Origin of the sequence: Corynebacterium sp. NML 150383, from assembly GCF_002285085.1 — a bacterium.
In the GTDB taxonomy this organism is placed as follows: domain Bacteria; phylum Actinomycetota; class Actinomycetes; order Mycobacteriales; family Mycobacteriaceae; genus Corynebacterium; species Corynebacterium gottingense.
In genome coordinates this window covers 1-8434 of record NZ_NSGK01000018.1, presented here as the reverse complement: position 1 = coordinate 8434, position 8434 = coordinate 1, and the positions used below count along the sequence as shown (strand labels likewise).

Here is an 8434-nt window from a genome sequence, read left to right as displayed (position 1 = left end):
CTGGGCAGGACGAACATAACCCCAGCACAACACACCCAAAAACCACCCATCCCACCCCCAAAAAAGCACACATTTTGTCGCTTAAGTCGACACGCCGAGAAAAGCACACATTTTGTCGCTTAACCCTCAAACAGGCCGCACCTCGCCGCCAACCACGGCCAGAGCCAGGTACCTTCCACCCCGCACCAACGAAAAGCTGCCCGGCCAACTCACTGAGTCAGCCGGGCAGCGTGCCAAAGTGGAGCTAACGGGATTCGAACCCGTGACCCCCACACTGCCAGTGTGGTGCGCTACCAACTGCGCCATAGCCCCGTAGGTGAATATGTAATTGTAGGAGTGGAGCTAACGGGATTCGAACCCGTGACCCCCACACTGCCAGTGTGGTGCGCTACCAACTGCGCCATAGCCCCAGTTTGGGATTGCATGGACCAGCAGCGACCGGCCCGAAGCACTTTGCTCAATATACACGCGCGCCCGCTGGCGAACCAAATCGCCTGCGGGCGCGAATTCTGACAACTCCACCCGGCGGGGCCGGGCGGGGTGTGCAGGGGGCTACTTGCTGTTCTTCAGGGTCTCCACCCAAGCGTCGCGGTCGCCCTCAATGTCCTTGCCGTCGACCATCACGCGCGGGGTCCAAGCGCCCTGCTGGTCGGCCGGGGCGTCCTTGGTGCGGTCCTCCTGCAGCTTAATGTTCGCGTCGGAGACCTCCTTCGCGGTGTCCATGTACTTGCCGTCGCGAATCTCCTGCACGGCATCCCCGGATGCGCCGTAGTCCTCGGCCAGCTTGGCCAGGTCTTCAGCCTCGAGCTTCTTGTACACGTCCTGCTGGTTCCCAAACAGGTAGTAGCGCAGGTTGAGCGCGGCGTTCGTGTCGTTGTGCGCGAACAGTGCCAGCTCCGCCGCCAGGGTGCGGGTGGAGTGATCCGGCGAGTACGCGTCGCCACGGCCGTCCAACGCCACCATTGGGCGCAGCTCAATCTGGATCTCGCCTGCCTTCAGCGCCTCGAGCGCCTGGTCGCCCGTCGCTTCCTCCAGCTCGGCACAGTGGGAGCAGGAGAAGTCTTCGAACAGGTCAGCCTCCGGAGCGTCCTCCGCACCCTCGGCGGCGAGGTGGATCACGTCGGACCCTTCCTCCCAGGTAGAGGTGATACCGGTCGTGTCAATCATCTCCTCGGCAATCGCGTCCTTGCGGTCCTTCTTACCGTTGAAGACGATGATGCCAATCACAATCGCGGCGATCGCAATGACGGCGACGATGGCCCAAATGAAGCCGGCGCCACCCTTCGCGTTCGGGTTCTGGACCTTACGAGTGGTCAATGTAGGTTCTCCTCAATATCAGAAGCGGTTGTGGCCGGTCGGCGCTGCCACGCGGGTTTCGGTAGCGTCGATAAGCGCCGCTCTACCCCGCGGATTATACGGCACGACCTGGCCCTAGGGGTAGATGGCGAATTTCTTGAACGGGCGATAGATCATGAACAGCGTGATCGCGATGTAGATAACGTCGCGCCCCACGGTGGCCAGGAGGTTTGTCCCCTCGGTGCCCTCAGTGTTGGGGTCGAAGCAGCCGCAGTCAATGATCAGGCCGCGCTGCCACGCGGAGAGCATGCCGATAATAAACAGGCTCAGCACGCCGATGGAGACCCAGCCCGCGGGCCGCAGCTTGATCCCCAGGAGCAGGAGGAGCCCGCCCGCGAGTTCGAGGGGGCCGATGATGTGCGCGAGTAGGTAGGACCAGTCGCGTGTAAAAATCTCGTACGCGGCGATGGTTTGCGTCACGTCCAGCACGGCGCCGATTTTCGGGATCGCCGCCTTAATCCACACGTAGGCCATGAAAAATCGGGCCGCCGCCGAAAGCACGTCGAGCACGAGCGCGCGCGTGCTGCGCTTCGCCTCCACCTGCTTTTCGGGCGCGTCCGTTGCATCTATTGTCGTCACAACCAGCAGCGTAGCGCAGTGCTGCATACCCCGGGAAGCCTTCACTCCGATTAATGGTGTGATCTGTAACTCGCATATACTCGGCACCATGCCTACCTGGAAAGACATCACCACCGCGAATCCCGCCCACTCCGAAAATTATGCACAGCGATGGAAAGCATTCGTCGCCCAAGGCAAGGACATCGACGGCGAGGCCAGGCTTATCGACGCCACCGTGCCCCGCCACGCACGCATCCTCGACGCAGGCTGCGGCACCGGCCGCGTCGGCGGCTACCTCGCCCAGCGCGGACATGAGGTGATTGGCACCGACCTCGACCCGATCCTCATCGGCCACGCGAAGGAGGACTTCCCCGACGCCACCTGGCTGGTCGGCGACCTCTCCGAGGACGAGATCCCCGCCCGCGACATCGACGTCGCCGTGTGTGCCGGCAACGTGATGGGCTTCCTCGACCCCGCCGGCCGAGCGCCGGCGCTGGAAAACATCTTCCGCACCCTGCGCCCCGGTGGCCGCCTCTTCGTCGGCTTCGGCGCGGGCCGCGGCTGGAGCTTCGACGACTTCCTCGCTACCGCCAAGGAAGCCGGCTTCGCGGTCCAGTACTGCTACGAGAGCTGGGACCTCCAGCCGTTCACCCAGGACTCGGCGTTCCTGGTTGCCCAGCTCGCGCGCCCGGCATCTGGACAGTAGCCCTGCACCATTACACAATTTTCTTCAATGTCTCGACGCATATACCTCTACGCAGACGAAACTGGAAACCTTGACTACAAAGGCTCCCCAAACCCGAAAGGCGGTGGCGCGTCAACGTATTTCGGCTTCGGGACAGCTACCTTCGATACGGCGCGTCACGGAGATGATCTCATCGAAGGCCTTCATCTCAGGGCGAGTCGCTCCAAGGAAGGCATATCTCTCGCAAGGGGTTTCCACGCTGTCGACGATTCCGCCAAGACTCGAAACGAAATGTTTTCACTTATCAAGAGCCAAGCGCCACGTTTCGACACGACTTTTTTATACAAAGCGAACGCATATCCATACGTCAAAGCCGACGGACCATTGCGACTCTACAAAATGGCGTGGTTTCTTCATCTTAAGAAAATCGCCCTACAGGTATCCCAGCCAGACGATGAGCTCTACGTCGTCGTCGCAGAATTTGGCACCAAACAGATACGGAAAGCTGCGTCCGAAGCGGTAGCAGAGGTCTGCGACCAGATCAGCAGAAACATCACACTTTGCGTATGGACTGCGCAATCCTCTTGGGGTCTCCAGGTGGCGGATTACGGTCTTTGGGCAGTTCAGCGTCATCTCGAGGGCAAGAAATGTACATGGTTCGAGCCTTGTATTAAACCAACGCTCTCCACGCTACTTACCCCCTGGGGCCGGCCTGAAAATCACTGAAACCGGCTATCCCGCCTGTGAAGGTGGGAAGTCCTCCCCTGGAGGACTTATCGCCGGTTTCACCCACAGCTTAGTCGCGCAGCTTCGACTACGGCAACCCCTGTGTAGCCCCTACTCCCCCAGCACGTCGGCGACAACGGCCTTCGCCGCCTCCTGCACCTGCTTGAGGTGCTCTTCGCCCTTGAAGGACTCCGCGTAGATCTTGTACTTGTCCTCGGTGCCCGACGGGCGGGCGGCAAACCAGGCGTTTTCCGTGGTCACTTTGAGCCCGCCGATGGCTGCGCCGTTGCCGGGGGCCTCGGTGAGCTTCGCGGTGATCGGCTCGCCGGCGAGCTCGGTCGCGCTGACTTGGTCCGGCGAGAGCGCCTTGAGGGTGGCTTTCTGCTCGCGGTTCGCGGGGGCGTCGATACGCGCGTATGCGGGCGCGCCGAATTGCTCGGCCAGCTCCGCGTAGCGCTGCGACGGGGTCTTGCCAGTCACCGCGGTGATCTCGGCGGCGAGCAGGTCCATGATCAGGCCGTCCTTGTCGGTGGACCAGACCGTGCCGTCTTTGCGCAGGAAGGAGGCGCCGGCGGACTCTTCGCCGCCGAAGCCGATCTGCCCGTCGATAAGCCCGGGCACGAACCACTTGAAGCCGACGGGGACCTCGACAAGCGTGCGGCCAAGCGACTCCACAACGCGGTCGATCATGGAGGATGACACGAGCGTCTTCCCCACTGCGGTGCCATCGGCCCAGCCGTCGCGGTGGCTGAACAGGTACTCGATGGCCACGGCCAGGTAGTGGTTCGGGTTCATCAGCCCGGCGTCCGGGGTAACAATGCCGTGGCGGTCCGCGTCCGCGTCATTGCCGGTGGCGATGCCGTACTTATCGCGGTTGTGCACCAGCGACGCCATGGAGTTCGGGCTGGAGCAGTCCATGCGGATCTTGCCGTCGGTATCCAGCGTCATGAACCGCCAGGTGGCGTCCACGTTCGGGTTGACTACCTGCATGTTCAGGCCGTGACGCTCGGCGATTGCGCCCCAGTAGTCCACCGACGCGCCGCCCATCGGGTCCGCGCCGATGCTCAGTCCGGAGCCGCGGATTGCGTCGATGTCCACCACATTCGGCAGATCGTCGACGTAGTTGCCCAGGAAGTCGAAGCGTTCGGCGCGGTCATCCAGCACGCCGGTGACGTTGACTCGGCGCACACCCTCCAGGCCGCGGGCGAGGTACTGGTTGGCGCGCTCGGCGATCCAGTCTGTGGCGTCCGCACTAGCAGGGCCGCCGCTGGGCGGGTTGTACTTGAAGCCGCCGTCGCGCGGCGGGTTGTGCGAGGGCGTGATCACGATGCCGTCCGCGCGCTGCGGGTCCGTGCCGGTCACGCCGCCGGTGAGCTTGGCATTGTGCGCCAGAATCGCGTGCGAGACTGCGGGGGTGGGGGTGTAGCGCCCCGCGGCGTCGACAAGCACTGGCACCTCGTTGGCAATGAGGACCTCGAGCGCGGTGACCATCGCCGGCTCGGAGAGGGCGTGAGTGTCGCGGCCGATGTAGACGGGGCCGCCGATGGAGTTGGCGCGGCGGTAATCCACGATGGCCTGCGTGGTGGCCAGGATGTGCGGCTCGTTGAACGCGTTGTCCAGCGCGGACCCGCGGTGCCCGGAGGTGCCGAAGCTGACCTGCTGGTCAGGATCCTCCGCGTCGATGTCGCGCGTGTAATAAGCCGTGACTAGCGCGGCGATGTCGATCAGGTCTCCGGGCTGGGCGAGTTGACCAGCGCGTTCGTGTGCCATGTGCGTGCTCCTTGTGTCTCCGTCAGGCGCGCCGCTTCTCGACGCCCCCTGCTCACCCCCATCTTCCATGCTCCAACCAATTTCTGCCAGGATTCGTATTTTTGTCACTCGACAGGTTATTCTGACGTCCAAAGTTCCGTTCGCATTGCGCACGGCAGCGCGACGGCGGCGTGAGCCTATCCCCAATTCCTGCCCGAAACGTGGAGTTATGACCTCATCGTTGAATGACGTCCTCAGCGCGGTGTCCACCGTCGTCTGGGGGCCCTTCGTCCTCATGCCGCTGCTGCTCGGCACCGGCCTGTACCTCACCATCCGGCTCGGCGGCATCCAGTTCCGCACGCTCGGGCGCGCCACGCGCCATGCGTTTATTGATACGAGCAGCGAGGGCGCCGGCGACATCTCCAACTACCAGGCACTCACCACGGCGCTCGCCGCGACGGTGGGCACGGGCAACATCGTTGGCGTCGCCACCGCGCTGTCCATCGGCGGTCCGGGGTCGCTGTTCTGGATCTGGGTGACCGGACTCGTCGGCATGGCCACCAAGTACAGCGAGGCCTACCTGGGCGTTCGCTTCCGCACGACCGACAAGCACGGCAAGCAGCAGGGCGGACCCCAGACCTACCTGCGCCGCGGTATCCCCGGTGGCCTGGGCAAGGTGCTCGCGGCGGCATTCATGCTGTTTACCATTTTCGCGTCCTTTGGCATCGGCAACCTGGCCCAGGGCAACTCGATTGCCGCCGGCATGGAGGACGCGTTCGGCGTCGACCCGGTCGTCTCCGGCATCCTCATCTTCCTCTGCGTGGGCGCCGCCGTCCTCGGCGGCATCGAGGGCATTGGCAAGATCACGGCCGCGTTCGTGCCGCTGATGATCGTCATTTACGTGGTTGGCGGTATCGCCGTGCTCATCACCATGGCCGACCAGATCCCGGCGGCGCTGAGCGCGATTTTCACTGGCGCGTTCTCCGGCTCCGCCGCCGCTGGCGGGTTCGTCGGCTCCGGGATCATGCTGGCCATCCAGTTCGGCGTGGCTCGCGGCATCTTTTCTAACGAGTCGGGCATGGGCTCCGCCGCCATCGCCGCCGCCGCCGCGAAGACGGAGCACCCCGTGCGCCAGGGGCTGGTGTCCATGACCCAGACGTTCATTGACACCATCATCGTTGTCACCATCACCGGCCTGGTCATCGTCACCTCCGGCACTTGGCAGATGGGGCGCGACGAGGCAGCGGTGATGACCGCGGCCGGCTTCGCCGAGGGGCTGCCCGGCCACTGGGGAGGGACGATCGTCTCGATCTCCCTCATCTTCTTCGCATTCTCCACCATCTTGGGCTGGTCCTACTACGGCGAGCGCTCCATCGTGGCGCTGTTTGGCCAGTGGATCAGCGTGCCCTACCGAATGTTCTTCACCGCGCTCTCGTTCGTCGGCGCGACCTCCGAGCTCGAACTCGCGTGGACCTTCTCCGACCTCGCCAACGGGCTCATGGCCATCCCGAACCTCATCGGCCTACTCATCCTCTCTGGGCTCGTCGCCCGCGAGACCCGCGAATACCTTAGGTTCGACCCCAAGCTTAAGAAGTCGCCTGACGACGTCGCCCGCTTCGTCCAACAGCAAGGCATGGATTGGGATTGGCACTAGCCGCCTGCTACGCTGGCGACATGCAGGGTCCACTCAAAGAAGCGCTCCTCGTCGGCCTCGGCGCCGCACTGGGGGCGCTTTTGCGCGCCGCCCTTGTCGCCGTCATCCCAGGCTCCGCTGCCCTTGCCACGCTGGGCATCAACGCCGCCGGATCCTTCGCCATGGGCTACTTCAAGCCCGGACCGTTCCTTGGCACCGGTGCCCTCGGCGGCTTCACCACCTTTTCCGCGATGACGGTCGCCGCAGCCACGTCCAGCGCGATCTGGGCGCTCGTCATCATCGCGGTGAGTTTTATCGTCTGCGTCGGAGCTTGGTTGCTTGCCGACGCCACGTCCCCCCACCCCTACCGCACACAGGCAAGGCCCTGAGCATGGCTTTGCTGATCTGGACCACGGTTGCCATCTTCGCGGGAGCCTTCGCCGGCGGCGTTTCCCGGTGGGCGCTAGCGCGTATCCCCGCACCTCGAGTTGGTACGTGGGCCGCGAATATGGTCGCTTGCTCCATCCTCGGCTTCGTCTCCGGCCACGGTGGCTTGGTCGCGATGGCCATCGGCACGGGCTTCGCCGGCGCCCTCTCCACCTGGTCCACCCTGGCCAAGGAGCTCGGCCAGCTCATCCGTGATCGGAATTGGAGCGAGCTGGTGCGCTACGCCTTAGCGACGGCAGTGCTGAGCCTCGTCGCCGCCGGTTTCGGGCTCCGCTGGGGCGCTCTCGCATTCGGGTAGGACTGCGCCCTCCTCGACGTGACGCGGGGCCGTCGGGTTCCTAACTCCACGGCTGCTCGGTAGGGCGGTCGACCTTGCTATGGCGGGGTGGGTGGGGTGGGCGCCGCCGGTGTGGTTGCCGGCTCGGGGTGGCCTTCGTCTGGCTCGGTGTTTCGGTGGGGTGTGGTGTCGGGTGTTTGACGAGAAGACCGTGTGTTTGATGGCAGCTGTGTGTTGGACGAGAAGAGGGCGACGAATTCACGGACCTCGTCTCGCATCTTCGTCAAGGTGATCTCGTCAGATATCCTCCTCGCTGGGCCAAGCGGTCCGCCAGCGCGCGTGGACCCCGGTAGCAACAGCAACGCCAGGCGATCGCGCGGCAGAGAGTGTCCGCCTAGCCTTTGCCCGAATATTCAACCGGGTGGCACCCTGCGGCGACAGCGTAGGCACCACGGCGGTCCACGCTTCCCATTTACTCTGCGGTGGCAGAGTAAAGCCCCCGGCACGGCCACAGCTTGGTCTGCGATGGTTGTGCGGCTTCGGCGCGGGCTGCGTTATATGGAGCTAGCTCCATTTGTACGGTTGCGCCGGTAAATACCCTGGTCGCATCCGTCTGGTAGCCGTAGATGGAGCTAGCGCCATATGCGCACGCCTCGTGGGTCGGCCGAGCCCCCGCCATTGATGCCCGTCACAGACGGCAGCTGACAACGGCTACTCCCCGGCGGCAGGTTACGCGTCTCGGCGGGCCAGGCTCCCCCCACCCTGCTACGCGCACAGGAAAACGCCCCGGCCACAAAGGGCGGTGCGGATCAACACATGATCCCACCACCCCCGGGGCCGGGGCGCACACACAATTATTCAATTATTTATAGTTTTGGGTCGGCGGTAACCTACTCTCCCACACCCTCCCGAGTGCAGTACCATCAGCGCGGGCGGGCTTAGCTTCCGGGTTCGGAATGGGACCGGGCGTTTCCCCGCCGCCATCAACCACCGACACACCCAA

The 8434-nt window shown here is 64.0% G+C and carries 8 protein-coding genes, 2 tRNA genes and 1 rRNA gene; 5 read left to right on the top strand and 6 right to left on the bottom strand.

All coding sequences use genetic code 11. From position 1 onward, the window contains the following. Nucleotides 1-239: 239 nt before the first annotated feature. From CKJ85_RS11675 to CKJ85_RS11660, 4 genes are all read right to left on the bottom strand, one after another. A tRNA-Ala gene (locus CKJ85_RS11675) sits at nucleotides 240-312 on the bottom strand. 25 nt (nucleotides 313-337) lie between these two features. Next, nucleotides 338-410: transfer RNA gene (locus CKJ85_RS11670), tRNA-Ala, on the bottom strand. Nucleotides 411-552: 142 nt separating this feature from the next. Continuing rightward, nucleotides 553-1317 (bottom strand): thioredoxin domain-containing protein, encoded by a 765-nt coding sequence (locus tag CKJ85_RS11665; RefSeq protein WP_095536529.1) that lies wholly within the window; start codon nucleotides 1315-1317, stop codon nucleotides 553-555. A gap of 114 nt (nucleotides 1318-1431) precedes the next feature. Then, nucleotides 1432-1935 carry a MauE/DoxX family redox-associated membrane protein gene (locus tag CKJ85_RS11660; protein ID WP_255396027.1) on the bottom strand — a complete coding sequence of 168 codons (504 nt, stop codon included), beginning with the start codon at nucleotides 1933-1935 and terminating at the stop codon, nucleotides 1432-1434. 88 nt (nucleotides 1936-2023) lie between these two features. Between CKJ85_RS11660 and CKJ85_RS11655 the strand changes: the two genes are divergently transcribed. Further along, nucleotides 2024-2620, top strand: coding sequence for a bifunctional 2-polyprenyl-6-hydroxyphenol methylase/3-demethylubiquinol 3-O-methyltransferase UbiG (locus CKJ85_RS11655; protein WP_095554411.1), 597 nt, complete (start codon nucleotides 2024-2026; stop codon nucleotides 2618-2620). A gap of 27 nt (nucleotides 2621-2647) precedes the next feature. Beyond that, nucleotides 2648-3325 (top strand): DUF3800 domain-containing protein, encoded by a 678-nt coding sequence (locus CKJ85_RS11650; RefSeq protein WP_095554410.1) that lies wholly within the window; start codon nucleotides 2648-2650, stop codon nucleotides 3323-3325. Between the two features lie 111 nt (nucleotides 3326-3436). Here the strand turns inward: CKJ85_RS11650 and pgm are convergent, their stop codons facing one another. Next, nucleotides 3437-5095, bottom strand: a complete 1659-nt coding sequence (pgm, locus tag CKJ85_RS11645; protein WP_095554409.1) for a phosphoglucomutase (alpha-D-glucose-1,6-bisphosphate-dependent) — start codon at nucleotides 5093-5095, stop codon at nucleotides 3437-3439. Between the two features lie 208 nt (nucleotides 5096-5303). On the opposite strand from pgm, the gene CKJ85_RS11640 reads away from it, so the two are divergent. From CKJ85_RS11640 to CKJ85_RS11630, 3 genes are read left to right on the top strand one after another with little or no spacing between them, the layout of a single operon-like run. Beyond that, complete coding sequence (locus tag CKJ85_RS11640; RefSeq protein WP_095554408.1) at nucleotides 5304-6728, top strand: sodium:alanine symporter family protein; 1425 nt, start codon at nucleotides 5304-5306, stop codon at nucleotides 6726-6728. Nucleotides 6729-6748: 20 nt separating this feature from the next. Next, on the top strand, nucleotides 6749-7096 hold the full coding sequence (locus tag CKJ85_RS11635; RefSeq protein ID WP_095554412.1) for a CrcB family protein: 348 nt from the start codon (nucleotides 6749-6751) through the stop codon (nucleotides 7094-7096). Between the two features lie 2 nt (nucleotides 7097-7098). Next, a complete protein-coding gene (locus tag CKJ85_RS11630; protein ID WP_095546446.1) occupies nucleotides 7099-7452 on the top strand; it encodes a CrcB family protein in 354 nt (117 codons plus the stop codon). Nucleotides 7453-8308: 856 nt separating this feature from the next. Here the strand turns inward: CKJ85_RS11630 and rrf are convergent. Further along, nucleotides 8309-8426 (bottom strand): 5S ribosomal RNA (rrf, locus tag CKJ85_RS11625). Nucleotides 8427-8434 lie beyond the last annotated feature (8 nt).